Origin of the sequence: Acinetobacter sp. NS-4 (assembly GCF_037402435.1) — a bacterium.
Taxonomy (GTDB): domain Bacteria; phylum Pseudomonadota; class Gammaproteobacteria; order Pseudomonadales; family Moraxellaceae; genus Acinetobacter.
Genome location: NZ_JBBEUE010000008.1, coordinates 87351 through 107161 on the forward strand (window position 1 = coordinate 87351; position 19811 = coordinate 107161).

General features: G+C 42.4%; 15 protein-coding genes and 2 pseudogenes. 8 read left to right on the forward strand and 9 right to left on the reverse strand.

Features of this window, described 5'->3' with window-relative positions:
• The first annotated feature begins 1 nt into the window (after position 1).
• The 4 genes from WAE57_RS08210 (at position 2) to WAE57_RS08225 (ending at position 5829) form a co-directional block, all read left to right on the forward strand.
• Positions 2 to 1264, forward strand: coding sequence for an efflux RND transporter periplasmic adaptor subunit (locus WAE57_RS08210; protein ID WP_337709946.1), 1263 nt, complete (start codon positions 2 to 4; stop codon positions 1262 to 1264).
• Positions 1254 to 4412: a CusA/CzcA family heavy metal efflux RND transporter gene (locus WAE57_RS08215; protein WP_337709948.1), complete on the forward strand. Its 3159-nt coding sequence runs from the start codon at positions 1254 to 1256 to the stop codon at positions 4410 to 4412. Before WAE57_RS08210 ends, WAE57_RS08215 begins: the two co-directional genes overlap by 11 nt.
• Positions 4413 to 4498: 86 nt before the next feature.
• Positions 4499 to 5398: a cation diffusion facilitator family transporter gene (locus tag WAE57_RS08220; RefSeq protein WP_337709950.1), complete on the forward strand. Its 900-nt coding sequence runs from the start codon at positions 4499 to 4501 to the stop codon at positions 5396 to 5398.
• A 203-nt stretch (positions 5399 to 5601) separates the two neighbouring features.
• Positions 5602 to 5829, forward strand: coding sequence for a hypothetical protein (locus tag WAE57_RS08225; protein WP_180081777.1), 228 nt, complete (start codon positions 5602 to 5604; stop codon positions 5827 to 5829).
• A gap of 131 nt (positions 5830 to 5960) precedes the next feature.
• Here the strand turns inward: WAE57_RS08225 and WAE57_RS08230 are convergent.
• A pseudogene (locus WAE57_RS08230) lies at positions 5961 to 6116 on the reverse strand (IS5/IS1182 family transposase); the annotation flags it as partial.
• 51 nt (positions 6117 to 6167) lie between these two features.
• Between WAE57_RS08230 and WAE57_RS08235 the strand changes: the two are divergent.
• Positions 6168 to 6872 (forward strand): IS6-like element IS1006 family transposase, encoded by a 705-nt coding sequence (locus WAE57_RS08235; RefSeq protein WP_001067784.1) that lies wholly within the window; start codon positions 6168 to 6170, stop codon positions 6870 to 6872.
• Positions 6873 to 6924: 52 nt separating this feature from the next.
• Positions 6925 to 7344: pseudogene (locus WAE57_RS08240) on the forward strand (recombinase family protein); the annotation flags it as partial.
• Positions 7345 to 7395: 51 nt separating this feature from the next.
• Here the strand turns inward: WAE57_RS08240 and WAE57_RS08245 are convergent.
• The 5 genes from WAE57_RS08245 to WAE57_RS08265 all read right to left on the reverse strand — a co-directional run bounded on the left by WAE57_RS08245 (position 7396) and on the right by WAE57_RS08265 (position 13439).
• The gene (locus tag WAE57_RS08245; RefSeq protein WP_337709956.1) at positions 7396 to 9867 is read right to left on the reverse strand and encodes a heavy metal translocating P-type ATPase; all 2472 of its coding nucleotides are present in this window, start codon (positions 9865 to 9867) and stop codon (positions 7396 to 7398) included.
• A 178-nt stretch (positions 9868 to 10045) separates the two neighbouring features.
• A complete protein-coding gene (locus WAE57_RS08250; RefSeq protein ID WP_337709958.1) occupies positions 10046 to 10240 on the reverse strand; it encodes a heavy-metal-associated domain-containing protein in 195 nt (64 codons plus the stop codon).
• A 37-nt stretch (positions 10241 to 10277) separates the two neighbouring features.
• Positions 10278 to 11201 (reverse strand): copper resistance protein B, encoded by a 924-nt coding sequence (locus WAE57_RS08255; RefSeq protein WP_337709960.1) that lies wholly within the window; start codon positions 11199 to 11201, stop codon positions 10278 to 10280.
• On the reverse strand, positions 11188 to 13053 hold the full coding sequence (locus tag WAE57_RS08260) for a copper resistance system multicopper oxidase (RefSeq protein ID WP_337709962.1): 1866 nt from the start codon (positions 13051 to 13053) through the stop codon (positions 11188 to 11190). Before WAE57_RS08260 ends, WAE57_RS08255 begins: the two co-directional genes overlap by 14 nt.
• A gap of 89 nt (positions 13054 to 13142) precedes the next feature.
• Entirely contained in the window at positions 13143 to 13439 is a 297-nt protein-coding gene (locus WAE57_RS08265; protein ID WP_337709964.1) for a hypothetical protein, read from the reverse strand.
• Positions 13440 to 13591: 152 nt separating this feature from the next.
• Here WAE57_RS08265 and WAE57_RS08270 point away from each other — a divergent pair, with 152 nt between their 5' ends.
• Positions 13592 to 14275 (forward strand): heavy metal response regulator transcription factor, encoded by a 684-nt coding sequence (locus WAE57_RS08270; RefSeq protein WP_337709966.1) that lies wholly within the window; start codon positions 13592 to 13594, stop codon positions 14273 to 14275.
• Positions 14265 to 15617, forward strand: coding sequence for a heavy metal sensor histidine kinase (locus WAE57_RS08275; protein WP_337709968.1), 1353 nt, complete (start codon positions 14265 to 14267; stop codon positions 15615 to 15617). Before WAE57_RS08270 ends, WAE57_RS08275 begins: the two co-directional genes overlap by 11 nt.
• 121 nt (positions 15618 to 15738) lie before the next feature.
• Here the strand turns inward: WAE57_RS08275 and WAE57_RS08280 are convergent, their stop codons facing one another.
• The 3 genes from WAE57_RS08280 to WAE57_RS08290 all read right to left on the reverse strand — a co-directional run bounded on the left by WAE57_RS08280 (position 15739) and on the right by WAE57_RS08290 (position 19803).
• Complete coding sequence (locus WAE57_RS08280; protein ID WP_337709970.1) at positions 15739 to 15987, reverse strand: DUF2789 family protein; 249 nt, start codon at positions 15985 to 15987, stop codon at positions 15739 to 15741.
• A gap of 151 nt (positions 15988 to 16138) precedes the next feature.
• Positions 16139 to 17422: an MgtC/SapB family protein gene (locus WAE57_RS08285; RefSeq protein ID WP_337709972.1), complete on the reverse strand. Its 1284-nt coding sequence runs from the start codon at positions 17420 to 17422 to the stop codon at positions 16139 to 16141.
• Positions 17419 to 19803, reverse strand: a complete 2385-nt coding sequence (locus tag WAE57_RS08290; protein WP_337709974.1) for a heavy metal translocating P-type ATPase — start codon at positions 19801 to 19803, stop codon at positions 17419 to 17421. The genes WAE57_RS08285 and WAE57_RS08290 overlap by 4 nt, the downstream gene beginning before the upstream one ends.
• Positions 19804 to 19811: the final 8 nt, after the last annotated feature.

Here is a 19811-nt window from a genome sequence, read left to right on the forward strand (position 1 = left end):
CATGTTCGATCTTAAAAACATCTTAAAAAAACAGAGCGGAAAGATTTCCCAACCTCTATTGATTGGTTTGGCCATCGGTGCAACCGTACTCCTCAGTATTTTCTTGATCTTAACGGGTAAGAATAAATCTGAAACATCAGATGAACATGCCGAGGAAGAAGGCGCAGAGGAACATGGAAGTGAAGAAGGCAAAGAGGAACATGGCGGTGAAACCGAAGAGCATGCAGAAGGCGTGAGCCTGACGGCCAAGCAACTGGTTGAACAAGGCATACAGTTATCAGCAGTCGATCAAGGTCCGGTGGTTAAATTAAGTTCTTATCCAGCAAAACTGAATGTGAATACCGACCAGCAAGCGCATGTCTCTCCGAGTTTTAGTGGTCATGTCGAAAATGTTTATGTAGAACTCGGCCAAAAAGTTCAGAAAGGACAGTCTTTGGCCACGTTGCTTGTTCCTGATTTAGTCGATCAGCAGGCCAATCTAAAAATTGAACAAACCAACCTTGAACTGGCGAAACAGGACTTCGAGCGTGAGCGTCAGCTGTGGTCACAAGGTATTTCAGCAAAACAGGACTATCAACGTGCTTACAACAGCTATAAACGGGCGCAAATTCAGGTTCAAGCGGCCCAATCACGTTTAAGTGCATTTGGTGCAGTGAATGCCAGTAACGGGCGCTATATTTTGAAAGCTCCCATTTCCGGCGTGATCAGTAAAAAGGATTTGGTGCTCGGAGAAAATGTTCAGTTAGCCGATCAGCTCTTTACCATAGACCGGTTAGATCAGCTCTGGCTTGAGTTTATTGTTCCAAATTCTGAAATTATGGGTTTAGCCCCGAATCAAAAGATCGAATTTAAATCCTTGCAAACTGAAAAGGTCTATCAGGCAGTTATCCAGACTTTAAATACTGAAGCGGATACTCAAACGGGTCGTCTTCAGGTTCGAGCAAAAGTTGAATCGAATGCAACCGAATTACGTCCAAACTTGATGGTAAACGTACTGCTGCAACAACAGAGTGAAAGTACCGCATTACGGGTGCTTAAGTCAGCAGTTCAGAATATCGATGGAAAGGATGTGGTTTTTGTCGCCACTCAACATGGACAGAAAGTTGAATTCAGTCCGCAGCCGGTGAAATTAGGTCAGTCATCTGGGGAGAGCCAGTGGATTGAAGTGGTAAATGGGCTTAATCAGGGACAAAAATATGCCGCTCAAGGTAGTTTCTTACTGAAATCTGAAATGGAAAAAGGAGAGGCTTCACATGGGCACTGAAAATTCTCAAATATCTAATAATGAGTCAATAAAGCCTGAAGGACTGTTTGATCGACTGATCCAGTTTTCAATTCATAATGCCATCTGGGTCATGCTGTTTATTGTGGCCTGGATTGGCGTAGGCATTTACAGCTATCAAAAGCTGCCGATTGATGCTGTACCAGATATTACCAATACTCAGGTGCAGATTAACACTTCAGCCAATGGTTTTACGGCTTTAGAAATGGAACAGCGGATTACATATCCAATCGAGAATGCCATGTCAGGCATGCCGAAAATGGAACAAACCCGTTCTATTTCACGCTACGGCTTATCGCAAGTGACCATCATTTTTGAAGATGGCACGGATATTTACTGGGCCAGACAGCTCATCAACCAGCGCTTGCAAGAAGCAATGGGAGAAATGCCTGAAGATGTGCAACCTAACATGTCACCTATTTCGACAGGTTTAGGTGAAATCTATCAATGGGTGATTAAAGCCGAACCAAATGCTAAAAAACCGGATGGGACCGCTTATTCGGCTATGGATTTACGTGAAATTCAGGATTGGATTGTAAGGCCACAATTACAGCGCGTAAAAGGCGTTGCGGAGATCAACAGCATTGGTGGCTTTAATAAAACCTATGTGGTTGCCCCGGATCTGAACCGATTGCAACAATTGCAAATTCCTTTGTCTGATTTACAAACTGCCTTAACAGAGAATAATGAAAACCGTGGTGCTGGCTATATTGAGAAAAATGGACAACAGCTAACGGTTCGTGTTCCCGGCACTTTAAACACGATTGAAGATATCCAGAACATCAGTATTGCCAATAAAAACGGCTATCCGATTCGGGTGGCAGATGTCGCCAATGTCTCAATTGGTCATGACTTGAGAACAGGGGCTGCAACCTATAATGGTGAAGAAACTGTATTGGGTATTGCCATGATGATGATGGGAGAAAATAGCCGTACCGTTGCTCAAGCCATTGATGAAAAGGTGCAATCGATCCAGCAATCGCTACCTAAAGGTGTGGTGATTGAGACTGTGTATGACCGTACGCATTTGGTTGATCGGGCGATCAAAACCGTTCAGAAAAATTTGATTGAGGGTGCAATCCTCGTCATTGTTATTTTATTTCTCTTTCTAGGTAATTTCCGTGCTGCGCTGATCACGGCTTGCGTTATTCCACTCTCAATGCTGTTTACCTTGACGGGAATGGCAGAACAGAAAATCAGTGCGAATCTGATGAGTTTGGGGGCATTGGACTTCGGTATCATTATTGATGGTGCAGTGGTTATTGTAGAAAACTGTATCCGGCGGCTAGCCGAAGCTCAGAAGCTGAAAGGTGGTTTGCTGAGCCGTTCTGAAAGATTTAGAGAAGTCTTCTTGGCTGCGAAACAGGCACGTCGCCCTCTCATTTTTGGACAGTTGATTATTTTGGTGGTTTATCTGCCCATCTTTACCTTAACCGGTGTAGAAGCCAAACTTTTCCATCCTATGGCAATGACTGTAGTACTGGCCTTAATTGGTGCCATGATTTTATCGGTCACTTTTGTGCCGGCCGCAGTTGCACTCTTTGTCACTGGAGAAGTTAAGGAAACCGAAAGTCGCTGGATGCATTGGCTTAAAACCAAATATGAAGTGCTGTTAGACAAGGCCTATGAACTGCGTTTATTTGTGACTATTGTGGCTGTCTGTATTTTAGTGCTTACGGGTGTGTTAGTCACTCAAACAGGCAGTGAATTTGCACCTCAACTGAGTGAAGGTGATTTTGCTGTTCAGCAAATGCGTTCTCCAAGTACAGGTTTAGAGCAATCATTACGAATACAGGAAAACACTGAAAAGTTACTGTTGAAAGAATTTCCTGAAGTTAAAGCGATCTTTGCCCGTACCGGTACAGCAGAAGTAGCCACAGATGTGATGCCACCCAACATTTCAGATGGCGTTGTACTGTTAAAACCTCATGATGAATGGCCTGATCCAAAACAAACGATTGATGAGCTTCGCCAAAGAATGATTACTTTCTTAGCGACATTGCCGGGAAATAACAGTGAGTTCTCGCAACCCATTGAACTGCGTTTTAACGAGTTAATTTCAGGGGTGCGAAGTGATGTGGGGGTCAAGTTATTTGGCGATGATATGGAGATTCTGAATCGCGAAGCGAATAAGATTTCTCAAAAAATTAACTCAATTTCAGGCGCGACAGCCGTTAATGTAGAACAGACCAGTGGCTTACCCTTGTTGAATGTAGAGGTGGATAAGTCCAGAGCTGCACAATATGGCTTGTCGGTAAGAGCAATTCAGGATCTGGTAGCTACAAGTGTCGGTGGCCAGAATGTTGGAACAATTTTACAGGGAGACAAGCGTTTTGATTTTGTCATCCGTCTAGATGAATCCCAGCGTAGTCCTGAACAGTTAGCGGTACTTCCTATTCAATTGCCGAATGGTGGTTTAGTCCAACTGCAAGATGTGGCACGCGTTGAAAATATCCTGGGTATTAATCAGGTCAGCCGTGAAAATGGTAAACGTCGAGTGGTTATTACTGCAAATGTAGAAGGACGTGATTTAGGCTCATTCGTAACAGAGCTTCAGAGCACGTTATCCAAACAGGAATTACCAAGCGGTTATTGGATAGATTATGGCGGTCAATTTCAAAATCTGATGTCTGCAAAAGCGCGTATGCAATTGGTGGTTCCGCTCGCATTGTTGACGATCTTTATTTTATTGATGGCTGTATTCCATAATATCAAAGAAAGCTTACTGGTCTTTAGTGGTGTACCGTTTGCCTTATGTGGAGGCTTAATCGCGTTGTGGTTGCGTGACATTCCATTATCCATGTCAGCAGGGGTTGGCTTCATTGCACTATCGGGGGTGGCTGTACTGAATGGCTTAGTCATGCTCACCTTTATCAAAGAGTTGCGACAACAATATGACCTTTATTATGCAACGTGGCAGGGTGCAATTTTGCGTCTTAGACCTGTGCTGATGACCGCTTGTGTGGCGTCCCTTGGGTTTGTCCCGATGGCTTTGGCAACCGGAACTGGGGCAGAAGTACAGAGACCTTTAGCAACAGTGGTTATTGGAGGAATTATCTCCTCTACCCTGCTTACATTGGTTTTATTGCCCGTACTGTACCGCTGGATGAATGAAAAGAAAGTTTCTTAATCCAATAGATTAGTCGATTTACAGCAGAGATATTGGCTGTTATCCAATATCTCTGCTCATCATAAATAGAATAAGGAAAATATTTTATGTCAGAACATCATGATCATAGCCATGCGGTTGTTACTGAAGAAAATAGTAAGAAGTTAATGGTTGCCTTAGGTTTAACGACTACTTTTTTAATAGTAGAAGTTGTCGCTGCTTTTATTACCCAAAGTTTGGCTTTGTTATCTGATGCAGCTCATATGTTTACTGATGTAGCCGCTTTAGCTATTGCTCTTGCCGCTATCAAAATTGGTAAAAAAGCCGCAGATGATAAAAGAACTTTTGGCTATCAGCGATTTGAAATTTTAGCGGCTCTGTTTAATGCGGTGATGCTTTTTGTGGTAGCAATATATATTGTATATGAAGCTTATCAACGTTTTACGAACCCTGCTGAAATTCAAAGTGTTGAAATGATGATTGTCGCGGTCATTGGTTTGGTCGTAAATTTGATTTCAATGAAAATCCTTTCTGCTAGTGCTGAAGGAAGTCTAAATGTGAAAGGCGCATATTTAGAAGTTCTTAGTGATGCACTGGGATCGATAGGCGTGATTATCGGAGGAGTGGTCATTTATTTTACCCAGTGGATGTGGGTAGATACCTTAATCGCTGTGTTAATTGGCTTCTGGGTCTTACCTCGAACTTGGGTTTTATTAAAACAAAGTATTAATATTCTGCTTGAAGGAGTTCCTGATGAGATTGATATTGAGTCGTTAAGAAATGATTTATTGAAGCTAGAGGGTGTTGAAGGGATTCATCAGTTGAAAGTCTGGGCTATATCTTCAAAAAACATTCATTTAACTGCTCATTTGGTTGCTCCTAATAGCGATCCAGATCAGCTCTATCAAAAGGCCTTAGACGTTCTAAAACATAATCATAGTATTACTGAAATTACGTTACAAATAGAAAGTAAGGAATGTAATACATTGGAACAGCATAAACATTAAAGTGCTGCTCTTTCTACATAATGGACAGATGACTAGGCTGATAAACCTTACCATTTTCCTGTATTACACTTCTATTTATCACACGCACTTTAAACACCATCCTGAGACATTTTAAAATTACAAGAATGTAATTTATGAGTCCTCTGGGTGTTAATTCTTTAAAGTTAGAATATCTAACAAGTATTAAATGAGAGTAAATAAACATGCTATTCAAAAATAAATTTTGTACTAAATTACTGTTAATTAGTGCATTCTTTAGTATCGCAAGTTTTAGTTATGCAGATGGCGGCTTGTTATTTCTTGAAAAGAATTTAAAAGCTTCTAAAGTTGAAAATTCTAAACAAAAACAAGTTAAAAATAATGAATCAAATGAATCAAATGAATCAAATGAATCAAATGAATCAAATGAATCAAATGAATCAAATGAATAGTTGGGTTGCATAAATAAATCAATTAGACTTATTCATTCAGCAATATAATTCCTGAATGAATAAGTTTATAACTAAAACCGGCTTTGTTGCATAAACATTCAAAAGCTGAGTTTTCCCCAATCCATTCAAATTTAAGTGACAACTTGGGTGTGAGGTCTACCTAATTCCGTAAATCTATTCAGAACTGCCACACGCGCATGAACTTCATTGACCTGACTTTGAAAATGTCTTGCCGTCAGCTTATCTCCTAATAATTTGATGCAATGCATCTTGGTTGGCACTGTTGCAAATAACCACGAATGGTAAGCTGAAGACTGTTTTAGCTAAAGGTGCAGCATATGAATCCTTTCCATGGTCGGCATTTTCAGGGCGAAATCATTCTTTGGGCTGTGCGCTGGTATTGTAAATATGGCATTAGCTATCGTGAACTGCAGGAAATGTTGGCCGAACGGGGTGTGAATGTTGATCACACGACTATTTACCGTTGGGTTCAACGTTATGCTCCTGAAATAGAAAAACGTTTACGCTGGTATTGGCGTAATCCTACAGATCTGAGCTCGTGGCATATTGATGAAACCTATGTAAAAGTGAATGGACGATGGTCTTATCTGTATCGTGCAGTCGATCAACGTGGCGATACCATTGATTTTTATCTTTCTTCTAGACGTAATACCAAATCAGCATATTGTTTTCTTGGAAAAATTTTAAATAATGTGAAGAAGTGGCAAATTCCACAAGTGATCAACACGGATAAAGCACCCACATATGGACGTGCTTTATCACGGTTAAAACGGGAAGGTAAATGTCCACCAGACCTTGAGCACAGGCAGATTAAGTATAAAAATAACGTGATTGAATGTGATCATGGCAAGCTAAAGCGGATCATCAGGGCCACATTAGGATTCAAATCTATGAAGACGGCTTATGCCACAATTAAAGGTATTGAAGTCATGCGTGCACTACGTAAAGGACAAGCATCGTCATTTTATTATGGTCAGCCTCAGGGTGAAGTGTGTCTAATCAACAGGGTTTTCGGTCTCTAAGTACTTTTTAAAGGGAACATCATCGACTCAAATCTCTATTTGCAACAGTGCCCGTGAAGGTGACATGATTGTTGTTCATTCCATGGATCGTTTTGCCCGAAGTCTGAAAGACTTAGTCACTGAAGTTGATCAGCTCATAAAAAGGGGAGTTGCTATCCAATTTTTCAAAGAGAATATTACCTTCACGGCTCAAGCCACCCCGATAGATAACCTGATGCTGCAGCTAATGGGTGCTTTTGCCCAGTTTGAGCGAGAAATCATTTTAGAACGTCAGAAAGAAGGGATTAAGATTGCATCTGCTCAGGGGAAATATAAAGGTCGAGTCCATAAATTAAATCCTGAGCAGGCTGAGGCCTTACGACAAGCATGGAGGGAAGGGAAGTATTCATCTAAGGTTGATCTTGCTAAAGCATTTGGTATTAGCCGACAGGCTGTGTATCGATATTTGAATGGACTGCTCCCAGTATCCTAGACATGAGACAGCCTCATTTTGAAGCTGCCTCAAATACTTCTAGGCATTTAATTATATAAGCGTTACTTTAAAACGTTTTAATCGTAGCGCATTACCCAATACAAAAACGGATGAGAGGGCCATTGCGCCAGCAGCGAATACAGGAGAAAGTAGGAGTCCAAATTTCGGATAAAGAACACCTGCCGCGATAGGAATCAAAGCAGTATTATAAATAAACGCCCAGAATAAATTTTCACGTATATTTTTCAGAGTGGCTTTGCTTAAAGCAATAGCATTCGGAACACCTTTCAAATTACCAGACATCAAAACTACATCGGCAGCTTCAATTGCGACATCTGTGCCTGTTCCTATCGCTAAGCCTATATCTGCTTCTGCAAGTGCAGGAGCATCATTAATGCCATCTCCGACATAGGCGAGTTTCCCGTATTGATTTTTTAATTTCTTAACGGCCTCTATTTTACCCTCAGGTAAGACTTCAGCGACAACCTCATCGATATTTAATTTTTTTGCAATCGCTTGAGCCGTATGACGATTATCACCGGTAATCATGGCGACCTTTAGGCCTAACTGATGCAGCGCGTTAATCGCAGCAAATGTCGATTCTTTAATGGGATCCGCGACCGCAATAATCGCGGCAAGTGTTTGGTCAATTGCAACATAGAGGGGAGTTTTGCCTTCTTCACCCAACTGATCTGAGAATTGAGAAAAAACTTTAGGATTCAAACCCAGTTTTTCCATGTATCGATCTGCACCAATATGCACCAAATGCCCAGACACTGTTGCCTCAATTCCGTAGCCAGTCACTGAGTTAAAATCAGAAACAGGAGACAAATTCAATCCTTTGTCTGTAGCTGCCTGTACAATTGCTCGGGCAATAGGATGCTCTGACTTTGATTCAACGGCTGCCATAAGTGAAAGTACCGAGTCATTTTCAAACCCATCTAGGACTTGAAAATCCGTTAAAATGGGTTTCCCTTCAGTCAAAGTACCGGTTTTATCAACCGCAACCACCTTGGTTTCTTTTAACAGTTGTAATGCTTCTCCTTTACGGAATAAAACCCCCATTTCCGCACCACGCCCGGTTCCCACCATGATGGAGGTAGGCGTTGCCAAGCCCATTGCACAAGGACAGGCAATAATGAGTACTGCAACGGCATTCACTAAACTAAATGTTAGCGCAGGCTCAGGGCCGAAAATAAACCAAGCTAGAAAAGTTAAAATTGAGAGAGCCATTACGACAGGCACAAACCACATGGTAATTTTATCAACCAATGCCTGAATCGGTAGCTTGGAGCCCTGTGCCTGTTCTACCATTCGAATAATTTGAGAAAGTACGGATGAACTGCCCACAGAAGTGGCTTTGATATTTAAACTGCCACTCTGGTTAATTGTTCCTCCTACTACAATAGAGCCTACAGTTTTCTCAACAGGCATAGGCTCACCAGTAATCATGGATTCATCAATAAAGCTTTGGCCGTGAATAACTTCACCATCGACAGGGATACGTTCTCCTGGTCTAATCTCTACAATAGATCCTGTTTGAACTTCAGCAATCGGAACTTCTATCACTTGATTGTTGAGCTGTATTCTTGCGACTTTAGGTTGCATTCCGACTAAGTGTTGGATTGCTAAAGATGTTCGGCCTTTTGCCTTTGCTTCAAAAAAACGACCTAACAGGATTAAGGTGATAATCACTGCCGCGGCTTCATAATAGACATTGACTGTACCTTGCGGCAGTACATCTGGAAAGAAGGTGGCAACCACTGAGTAAAGATAGGCAGCGAGTGTTCCTACCGCCACCAAGGAATTCATGTCGGGTGCTAAACGGAATAAACTTGGAATTCCCTTTTTGAAGAAGCGTCGACCAGGGAAGGTCAATGCGGCCGTAGTCAAGATAAACTGAATGAACCAGCTATTTTGTTGGCCGATGTTATTCATCATAAACATGTGAAAAGCAGGAATGAGATGAGATCCCATTTCCAAAATAAACACGGGTATAGTCAATAAGATTGAAAAAATTAAATCCTTTTTAAGTTTTTCTAATTCAATATTTTTTTTGTCTTGAACGCTTTCAGTATTTTGAGCAACTAACTTGGCTTCAAATCCTGCTTTGATGACAGCTTGAATGAGTGAGTCAATAGTTATAGATGAATTTGCCTGAATAGTTGCTTTTTCTGTGGCCAGATTGACATGCGCTGATACAACACCTTCAACAGATTTTAAGGCTTTTTCTACGCGGCCTACACATGAGGCACATGACATGCCCTCAATCGTCAGCTCTATGGGTTGTAATGAACGGACTTCATAACCTGCTTTTTCTACTGTTTTGATTAAAGCAGTCCGATCAAGGGGGGTATGAGCATAAATGACTGCTTTTTCTGTAGCCAAATTGACATTCGCTGATGCAACGCCTTCAACAGACTTTAAGGCTTTTTCTACTCGACCTACACAAGAAGCACATGTCATCCCTTCAATCTCTAATGTTTCACTGTAGCGTGGCGTATCAGTCATTTCGGTACTCATATGCGATCTCTATCATTTAGATATGCTTAGTTCTACATTCAAAGATTAGCTCGAACCAAGATAATGGGGAATTCAGGCGGTACTTTTATTGCAAGCAAGTACAGATTTTATCTGTACGACGAGAAGAATCAAGATGAGTAAAAGTGGTAATAGATTACCACTTTTACGATAACAGAGATTAAGCAGGCTCAGCTGTAAATCCACGCTCACTTAAAGCGGCAATCACTTTATCCTGACTAACTGTTGTATTGATTTCAACAATATGATTTGGTAAATCGAAATCGAGTGTGGCATTCGAGTCGAGCTCTTTAATTGCGGCAGTAATACCTCGTGCACACCCACCACAAGTCATATTAGCAATGTGAAATTTCATATGTCGCTCCTTTTTGACAAAAAATTTGTTTAAAACATTAGAACAATAACTCTAAACCCGCACCATACAACCAGCCTTTTTCTGAGTCAGTAGCTTGTTGGAATCTAGTCTCTTTCAATCCTTTTTCATATTGATATGCAACATCAACAAATGGTCTAATCCTTTTAGTAATCTCATATCTGGTTTTTATACCAGTCTTCAACTCAGACAAACCAGTTTTAGAAGCAAAGTCAGAATTATCATTGAATACCATATCTGCTTCGATGTATGGCTGGGTAATTAACTTTTGGGTGAGTAATAAGTCCCGATCCACGTCAAAACTAGCTCCCCAGAAATTATTTTCACCACCGTATAAATAAGCCTGAGTTTCAAAGAAATAAGGAGCTAATCCTAATATACCAACAACACCATCTATTCGATTACTATTGTTATTTCTATCTTCACTATATCTTACACCAGCTTGTATATCCCAAAAGGGCGCTACATTACGACTGTACAGTGCAGATATATCATATTGGGGGTCATGACTTTCTGATTTACTTAGATTAGCCTCAATAAATAAACGATTCTCATCTGTGCCAATGAGCGTTTGCAGTTTGGAGCCATACGTACCTTGGCCATCTTCATTAAGCAGCCATTCATTTCTCAGTTTAGTCGTTTGATAAACTTGTCCACCATGTTCTTTAAGATGATTATCATGGCTATGATTAACCGAAGCTGCTTTAAGCGCAGTACCGTTATCTCCATCATTTTTATTGGGAGCATTTTGATACAAGCTACGGTTAAGGTAACCCAACCCTCCAGGTTCTTTTGAAAGTAAATTCATACTCTCCGATGTAGAAGCATTGGTACTATTGTCTAAGTTTTCCTTAGAATTATCACTTGCAAAAGCTATACCCATCCATCCGCTTAGTGCAACTAATAAAAGTGTTTTTGAAAATAATTTTTTAGTGGTTTGCATGTTGATTAACTCCCTTATCATTTGTTAGGGGCTGAGCAACAATCTCTTTAGCATCATTATCGTGACTATCTACATTTGCCACAATCAGTTTGTTCATCATGCCAGCGCTCATGTGATAGAGTAAATGACAGTGAATTGCCCACTCACCTAACTCATCAGCAGTTAAGAGGGTACTCACTGTTTTTCCAGGAGGGACAATTACGGTATGTTTATTCGGCATATTGCTTGTATCTTGACCATTTTCAAGTTGCATAAACATGCCATGTAAATGCATTGGGTGAGCCATCATGCTGTCATTCACGAATTTTAACCGTATGCGTTCACCATACTTCACTTCAAGAGGCTGAGCTTCATTGAACTTTTTGCCATTAATGGTCCAGATATAACGTTCCATATTACCGCCAAGGCGGACCTCAATTTCTCTTTCAGCAGTACGAGTATCAGGTTGTGGATTCAAAGACTGCAGGTCGCTGTACTTTAAAGCTCTGTGCCCAGTCGGTGTCGATGCATTGGCCCATCCATAAACGGATTTATCTGAAGTTTCATATAAATTTGTGGTGTTAATTGATCTGTCATGGTTCATGCCAGCCATAGAATGCTCTTGAGACTTGTCAGACATACTGGACATATCATGGTTCATGCCAGCCATGGAATGCTTCTGAGACTCGTCGGACATACTGGACATATCATGGTTCATGCCAGCCATGGAATGCTTCTGAGACTTGTCAGACATACTAGACATATCATGGTTCATACCAGATGAAGCACCATGATTCATTCCCATATCTTCCATTGTCAATAAAGAGCGAGGACGTGGTTTTGGCATCACAATTTGATTTACTGGAGAGTCATTTTCTTCATGTAATGAACCTACAGAAAAACCACTTCGATCAATAGACTCTGCTTCGATCTGATAATGAGCTTGTTTAGGTTCTACAATGACATCATAAGTTTCAGCTGTCCCAATTCGAAACTCATCAACGGGGACAGGTTTGACTGGTTGACCATCGGCACTGACTACAGTCATTTTTAGATTAGGAATTCGTACATCAAAAAAAGACATTGCCGCAGCATTAATGAAACGAAGACGTACTTTTTCACCCGCCTTAAAATTTCCGGTCCAATTTTGTTCTGGAGTTTTACCATTCATTAAGAATGTATACCGAGTGACATCAGAAAGATCCGTTTTAAGCATACGCATCTGATTCCACATCGACCGATCTTGCCAGGTAGCTTTTAAGCCATCTCTTTTGATCTGTTTAACTACATCAAAAACTGTTTCTCTTTGATTTTGATAATAATCTGCTTCTTTTTTAAGATTCTTCACAATTTGGCCACTTGTGGAATTATGAAAATCAGAAAGCAAAACTACATAATCTCTATCCGTTTTTTCATTAACCGATAAAGGGATTTTATTCTTAGGATAAATGATTAGAGGTCCATATAAACCCTCTTGTTCTTGACCTTTACTATGCGAGTGATACCAATAAGTACCATTTTGACGAACCTTGAATTTATATTCATAGGTTTTATTAGGTCCAATACCATCAAATTGGTTAAATCCGGGCACACCATCCATGATGCCCGGTAAAATTAAACCATGCCAATGAATAGAAGAGTCCTGGTTCTTTAACTTATTATGTACCCGTATAACAGCATCATCGCCTTCTTCAAACTCTAGAAGAGGTGCAACAAATTTACCATTCACTGTGATTCGCTTAAGAGGCTTTCCAGTAATGTTCACTGTTTGTTCCGCGATTGTTAAATCATACTCTTTAACCGCTGCCATAACCCAAGTCGATGAAAATAAACCGACTCCTATTAAAAAAACATGACTTAATTTTTTAGACATTTTATTTCACCTACCTAAAATCAAGACCAAGGTATCTATAAAGACTCTTTACTTGGTCTGATACCTCGAGCTTTCATTTAGCGTATTAATTACTTATTTCCTAGATTTGACATGCTCATTTTTGAATGGTCCATGTCACCCATATTAGAGTGATCCATATTCATCATCTTTGAATGATCCATTTGAGACATATCTGCCATATTGCCATGGTGATGTTGGCTATGGTTTTGCTGAGACTTGTCATTGCTCTTCATTGCACAAGGTTTTGGGCATTGTTCTTGTGCATTTGATACCTGCTGAGTCTCTTTTGCCCATGACTGAGTCGCAACCATTAAAGTCCCAACACACATAAGGGTAGTTAAGCTCTGGCGAAATACAGTTTTCATTTTTACTCCAACAAAAAGAATATCTTCTTGTCACTACCATATAGTGTCTCAACAAACATCAACATGACCTGAAAATGACATTTTTGTAATCTACAACGAATAAGATATTTATAACGTTATTATGTTTATATGAATGGTCATGAGCTGAATCAATGAGAATTTTACTGGTTGAAGATGAACTAAAAACCGGTGATTACCTTAAACAAGGTTTGTATGAAGCTGGATATATTACAGACTGGGTAACGGATGGGGTATCAGGCCGGCATCATGCACTTACAGAAGATTATGATCTCATCATACTGGATGTGATGTTACCGGGATTAGATGGTTGGCATATCCTTGATGATATTCGTAAAGCCGGTAAATCCATGCCGATTCTGTTTCTGACCGCACGCGATCAAATCGAGGATCGGGTTAAAGGTCTGGAATTGGGTGCCGATGACTACCTGATCAAACCCTTTGCTTTTGCTGAACTAGTGGCCAGAATCAAAACCTTGTTACGTCGTGGCCAGCCGAAAGAAGACAGCAATATCATCAGGGTAGCTGACTTGGAACTGGATCTGCGTAAACGTCGTGTCACCCGTGCAGGCCAGCGAATTGATCTCACCGCAAAAGAGTTTGCACTGATGGAATTATTTATGCGTAGACGCGGTGAAATCTTGCCGAGATCACTGATTGCTTCGCAAATCTGGGATATGAATTTTGATAGTGATACCAATGTGGTTGAGGTCGCAATTAAACGTTTACGAAATAAAATTGATAGCAACTTTAGCCTGAAACTGATCCAGAATGTGCGAGGCATGGGTTACGTTTTAGAGGTTGAAGATGAGGAATAAGGTCTTTCAGGCGATCAGTTTTAAAATCAGTCTGGTCTTTTCCTTTTTTACGATTGTGATTTTCATGATTTTGGGCTTGGTCATTAACCAGCTGGTGATCCATCATTTTCAGGATCAGGATCGCAGCCAACTGGAAGGGAAAGTTCAGCTGATTCAAAATTTACTCAAACAATATCCAGAAAATTCTGTTGAACTACCTCAGTATCTGCACGATGCACTTGTGGGCCATCATGACCTGATTGTTCAGGTTGAACGGCCAACCGGACAGATCATCTTTAGTTCTATGCCTTCAGCTTTTAAAAGCCCTATATTTAAAGCTTCCAGCCCTACAAATTGGCTGGAATGGCAGATACAGGACAGATCCTACCGTGGACTGGTTGAGCACACAGCTACAGCCAAGATCATTATCGGGATTGATACTTTAGAGCATGCGCATTTTCTAAAAGAATTTAGACAGCAGTTATTGATCATCTGCTTAATTGGAACATTCTGTTTGATGTTATTGGGCTGGTTGGCCGCATGGAAAGGACTCAAACCGGTACAAAACATGGCGCAGGTTGCGGAAGGAATTTCTGCACAACATCTGTCTGAACGTCTGGATGTTGAGCATACGCCTAGTGAACTGCGTGCGCTGGCTACCGCATTCAATGACATGCTGGATCGTCTGGAGTCCGCACTGGAAAAACTGGCTGATTTTTCTTCTGATCTGGCGCATGAAATTCGGACACCCATCAACAATCTGATGACACAAACCCAGGTCTGTCTGTCCCGAAAGCGGGATGTTGCAGCCTATCAGGAAGTACTGTTTTCCAATCTTGAGGAGTTTGAACGTTTGGCCCGCATGGTGTCGGATATGCTATTTTTGGCCAAGGCAGAACATGGCTTATATTTGCCTCATTCACAACCCGTCGATCTGGTTGAAGAGATCACAGCCTTATTTGATTTTTATGATGCACTGGCTGCGGAAAAAGGCATGCGTTTACACCAAACCGGATCCGGGACGGTGGTGGGCGATCCGCTCATGTTAAGACGTGCCTTGAGCAACCTGTTGTCTAATGCCATTAAATATGGTCAGCCTAATTCAATCATCAAAGTCAACTGCCAGCAAAAAGACAAAGACACCATCGTGTCAATAGAAAATGCGGCATCCGAGCTAAATCCTGATCAACTATCCCGACTGTTTGATCGTTTTTACCGAACGGATTCTTCACGGCAAAGAACAGAAGAGGGAACAGGTTTAGGATTGGCGATCACCAAATCGATTCTTGATCTGCATGGTGCAAGCATTCAAGCGGAATCACGCCATGGAAAAATTATTTTTACCCTTGTTTTCCCAGGCTAAATCCAAGACATGTTGAGAATGAATCAGTATTTAAATTTTTGGTCGTTGCATTAAATGAATTAGTGGTTCTCATTGAGCTATTAGGCCAAATCCTCATGGACTTGGCCGTGATAAAAACAAATTATTTGTATGATATTGAATCTTCATGCAACGATTCATTGAGTTGATCTACAGTAATAGCCCATTCCCCATCAGAAGCAACTTTTTCTGACAAAAATTGACGCTGGGCAGCGCTCCAAAACTCCGCTTCCATAATATGTGTGTCGGCTGCAAGTTGATGGGTTTCAATGAAATTCTGAATTGCTTCGGCACTTGAATCCAGACCCAGCTGTGCAAAAAGATTAGTCATTCTAGGGCGGGTTTGACTCATGTTGAATCTCCTTGTTGTTCGATGTTTACTATAAAATATGAAAAAATATCATCAGTATCATCACACCTTAGTGTTACAGATTGGAGGTGGACAGATACTGAACGGATTATCGTTATGCCTGTTGATATTAACTGCATCATGATTCGTGCAACTAGCCAAAACGCAGAGTTATACCAAGAGTTAAGCCTGCGAATAACATAGCGATGGTATAACCCAGTAAAATGTTCTTTCCAAACTGTGCACCGCCAGTGGTCCAGGCAATCGTGGCCTTACTGAGCATATTGGTCAGGGTTGCAAGTCCCAGTGCGATAACGGTAATTTCTGTGGCTAAACTGCCGCTTCCATGCATTCTGGCAAGTGAAATGAGAATGGCATCGACATCGGCCAGACCGGAGATAGTGGACAGCACATAAATACCGCTGGTGCCCAACCATTGTTTGGCAGCGGGCACCAAAATAGCCATGACAGCCAGGAAAGCAGCAAAGCCGAATGCGGTCCCAAGATCAAAAGGAGCCATTGTTTCTATTGTGCGATCGTTTTTTTCGGTGCTGGTAATTTGGCGTTGTCTCCATAGTGCCATGCCGAGCAGAATAATCCCCGCAATGATCATTGCACTACCAAAAGTGCTTAGAAGGGCTGGTTCAATCACCCCAATCAGCACAGCCATGCGGAAAAACATGATGCCACAGGCCGCTAATGTTCCTGAAATAGCAGCACTGACCATGATGGGATTCTGACGTGCATAGCGTGCAAGGGCTACAGTTGCAGCTGTAGACGATGCTAAACCACCCAATAGACCTGTCCAGAATATTCCTCTTTCTGAACCGGTGAGCCGCATGGCAAAATGACCTGCCAGAGAGAGTCCGGCAATCAGGATCACTGCCCACCATAACTGATAAGGATTTAATGCGGAAAAAGGTCCCAGACCCGTATTTGGCAAGTAGGGTAAAATGACGACAGAGAGTACCAACAGCTGCAACGATGCAGTCAATTCACGATGTTCGATCAGGCGTAACCAGCTGTGCAGTGTGGGTTTGAGATCCAAAAATACAGCGACGATTACAGCCGCGGTTAATGCTAACGTGACATTACCATGGGATGCATATGCACCTAGAACTAAGGTCAACAGCATCGCAATAGTCGTGGTAGCACTTAGATTATCGGAAAGTTTTGCAGTACGTGCGTAGGATACAGTGAGTAAGAGAGAAAGCCCTAATATCGCTGCGACCAGTGGCCAAGGCCCAAAATTTGGCTGTAGATGACCGAGCACGCCTCCGAGCAACCCAGTCAACGTAAAGGTACGTAGGCCTGCTACTCGGCTGCCTTCTGGCAATTCACGATCGTGCCATCCTCGTTCTAAACCAATGATCAGGCCGATTGCAAGCGCTGCTATCAGGCCCGGTACCTCTGGTGGAAGAAAAGAACTCTCTATCATAGCTTTTTATGTCGCAGACGGAGGGCATTGGTGATGACTGACGCTGAACTAAAACTCATGGCCAAGGCCGCAATCATGGGTGACAATAACCAACCTGTAAATGGATAGAGTACGCCAGCTGCGATTGGGATACCCAAGGCATTGTAAAGGAAAGCAAACATTAAGTTCTGTTTCATGTTGCCGACAGTCGCTTCCGAGAGTGAACGAGCAACCGCGATCCCTCGTAAATCTCCCTTGACCAAGGTAACTTGAGCACTATTCATTGCGACATCAGTCCCGGTACCCATAGCGATACCGACATCTGCTTTAGCCAAGGCTGGTGCATCATTGATTCCATCGCCAGCCATTGCCACGATGCGACCTTCTTTCTGCAATTTGCTGACCAGTTCTAGTTTATCCGCTGGCTTGACTTCACCATGTACCTCATCAATTCCCAGGCGTGCTCCGACTGAACGGGCAGTGGTGAGTCCATCTCCCGTTGCCATCACGATACGTAGTCCGGCTTCCTTCAGTGTGGCAAGTGCTTCAGGGGTACTGGCTTTAATGGGATCCGATACTGCGAGTAGGCCAGCCAATTCACCATCAGCCGCTAGATACATCACACTTGCACCTTCCGAACGTAGCTCTTCAGCTTGCGGAATCAGAGATTGTACGGATATACCCAATTGTTCCATGAGTGCCGTGTTGCCCAAAGCTAACTCGCGACCGCTCACTTGTCCTCGAACACCGATCCCTGAGCCTGATTCGAAATGATCGGGTTTTTCCAGAGACAGGCCACGTTCGCGCGCTGCAGTTACAGTCGCATTAGCTAGCGGATGTTCACTGCCCTGATCCAAACTAGCGGCCAGACGTAATACCTCAGACTCTTCGAACCCTGCTGCAGCTACTACACGGTCGAATGCAGGGCGTCCTTCAGTCAGCGTACCGGTTTTATCAATAATCAGTGTGTCAATCTTGCGCAGATTCTCAATCGCTGCCGCATCACGGAACAACACGCCATGGGTGGCGCCTTGGCCAGTCGCAACCATGATAGACATAGGCGTTGCCAACCCTAGTGCACAAGGACAGGCAATAATGAGTACTGCTACAGCATTGATTAATGCATAAATCCAGCTTGACTGTTCTGGGCCAAATAGTCCCCATCCAAAGAATGTAAGAAAGGCAATGGTCACTACAGCCATTACAAACCAACCTGCTACCTGATCAGCCATACGTTGCATGGGTGCTCTCGAGCGTTGAGCTTGTGCCACCATTTGTACGATCTGAGACAGCATTGTGCTTGAACCAATTTTCTCTGAACGCATGATCAATGAACCATTCGTATTCAGGGTAGCCCCAATGACTTTATCTCCGACGCGTTTAGTGATCGGTAAAGGTTCACCTGTTAACATCGATTCATCCACTGAACTACTCCCTTCAGTAACTACACCATCCACAGGAACTTTTTCGCCTGGGCGGATGCGAAGTAAATCTCCGACATGCACATGCGTCAGAGGAACATCTTCCTCAGTTCCATTGGGCAGGATTCTGCGCGCTGTTTTAGGAGCAAGGCCAAGTAATGACTTAATTGCGGCAGAGGTTTGTGAGCGTGCTTTTAGTTCTAATATCTGCCCCAGCAGGGTCAAAGAAATGATGACAGCTGACGCTTCAAAGTAAACAGCAACGCGACCCATAGAAACAAAGGAATCCGGGAAGATTTGCGGTGCAACCGTTGCTACCACACTATAGAGAAATGCGGCTCCAGTCCCCAAACCGATCAGGGTCCACATGTTTGGGCTACGATTGACGACCGATTGCCAGCCACGAGAGAAGAATGGCCAACCTGCCCACAATACAATCGGGAGTGACAGCACTAATTCAATCCAACTCTGAACCTCCATGTCGAACAGGTTCAGTTGATGGCCAAACATCGCCAAAAAAGTCACAATTATGGTGAGTGGTAGTGTCCACCAGAAGCGTCGACGGAAATCACGTAACTCAGGATTCTCATCTTCCTCCAATTCGGGAATGAGTGGCTCCAGTGTCATTCCGCATTTAGGACAGTTTCCAGGATGATCCTGGCGAATTTCGGGATGCATCGGACAAGTATAGATTGTTACCCCAGCGGTATTCGCTGCAACCTTTTGAGGAACTGATACGGATTGAGAGCCATGCTGATGTGCATGAGTATCATCCTGTGTCATTTCCGGCTTATTCAGATATTGCAAAGGATTGTTCTGGAATTTGGAGTGACATTTTTCACTGCAAAAAAAGAAGGTTTTCCCCTGAAAGACTTCATGGTGTTGTGCTTGTTCAGTCACAATCATGCCACACACTGGGTCTTTTAGCGTATCTGTTTCTGTCTGTGTAGTATGGTGTTGATGATTTTCTTGATGAACCATGAATAATC

Bases quoted from the DNA above. Each gene is read 5' to 3' on its own strand.
- WAE57_RS08210 (WP_337709946.1), top strand. From the start codon at position 2: ATGTTCGATCTTAAAAACATCTTAAAAAAACAGAGCGGAAAGATTTCC.
- WAE57_RS08215 (WP_337709948.1), top strand. From the start codon at position 1,254: ATGGGCACTGAAAATTCTCAAATATCTAATAATGAGTCAATAAAGCCT.
- WAE57_RS08220 (WP_337709950.1), top strand. From the start codon at position 4,499: ATGTCAGAACATCATGATCATAGCCATGCGGTTGTTACTGAAGAAAAT.
- WAE57_RS08225 (WP_180081777.1), top strand. From the start codon at position 5,602: ATGCTATTCAAAAATAAATTTTGTACTAAATTACTGTTAATTAGTGCA.
- WAE57_RS08235 (WP_001067784.1), top strand. From the start codon at position 6,168: ATGAATCCTTTCCATGGTCGGCATTTTCAGGGCGAAATCATTCTTTGG.
- WAE57_RS08245 (WP_337709956.1), bottom strand. From the start codon at position 9,867: ATGAGTACCGAAATGACTGATACGCCACGCTACAGTGAAACATTAGAG.
- WAE57_RS08250 (WP_337709958.1), bottom strand. From the start codon at position 10,240: ATGAAATTTCACATTGCTAATATGACTTGTGGTGGGTGTGCACGAGGT.
- WAE57_RS08255 (WP_337709960.1), bottom strand. From the start codon at position 11,201: ATGCAAACCACTAAAAAATTATTTTCAAAAACACTTTTATTAGTTGCA.
- WAE57_RS08260 (WP_337709962.1), bottom strand. From the start codon at position 13,053: ATGTCTAAAAAATTAAGTCATGTTTTTTTAATAGGAGTCGGTTTATTT.
- WAE57_RS08265 (WP_337709964.1), bottom strand. From the start codon at position 13,439: ATGAAAACTGTATTTCGCCAGAGCTTAACTACCCTTATGTGTGTTGGG.
- WAE57_RS08270 (WP_337709966.1), top strand. From the start codon at position 13,592: ATGAGAATTTTACTGGTTGAAGATGAACTAAAAACCGGTGATTACCTT.
- WAE57_RS08275 (WP_337709968.1), top strand. From the start codon at position 14,265: ATGAGGAATAAGGTCTTTCAGGCGATCAGTTTTAAAATCAGTCTGGTC.
- WAE57_RS08280 (WP_337709970.1), bottom strand. From the start codon at position 15,987: ATGAGTCAAACCCGCCCTAGAATGACTAATCTTTTTGCACAGCTGGGT.
- WAE57_RS08285 (WP_337709972.1), bottom strand. From the start codon at position 17,422: ATGATAGAGAGTTCTTTTCTTCCACCAGAGGTACCGGGCCTGATAGCA.
- WAE57_RS08290 (WP_337709974.1), bottom strand. From the start codon at position 19,803: ATGGTTCATCAAGAAAATCATCAACACCATACTACACAGACAGAAACA.